This is a genomic window from Mesorhizobium sp. M8A.F.Ca.ET.181.01.1.1, assembly GCF_004792025.1.
Taxonomy (GTDB): Bacteria; Pseudomonadota; Alphaproteobacteria; order Rhizobiales; family Rhizobiaceae; genus Mesorhizobium.
The window spans coordinates 1-326 of record NZ_SRTV01000164.1 but is presented as its reverse complement, the minus strand read 5'-3'; the positions used below and the strand labels follow the sequence as shown (position 1 = coordinate 326).

The window sequence follows — 326 nt, the reverse complement described above, 5'->3', positions numbered from 1 at the left end:
GTCGGCTTGCGCCAGTTCCGTTACGCGGACAATCAGCGGCTCGTTTTTCGCGGCCGGCTGCCAATCCCATTCCGGCTTGCCGCCTTCGCGGACCAGATCGTGGATTGCGTCGATCGCCACTTGCATCTGCTCGTGGCCGAACACCACGGCGCCGAGCATCACTTCTTCGCTCAGTTGCTGCGCTTCCGACTCCACCATCAGCACCGCGCGTTCCGTACCGGCGACCACGAGGTCCAGCGCCGAGTCCTTCATTTGCGCACGCGTGGGGTTCAGCACGTATTCGTTGTTGATGTAAGCCACGCGCGCTGCGCCGACCGGGCCGTTGA

1 pseudogene is annotated in these 326 nt (G+C 63.8%); it reads right to left on the bottom strand.

The window, feature by feature from the left end:
• Positions 1-102: 102 nt before the first annotated feature.
• Positions 103-326: pseudogene (locus EN824_RS36615) on the bottom strand (polyribonucleotide nucleotidyltransferase); the annotation flags it as partial.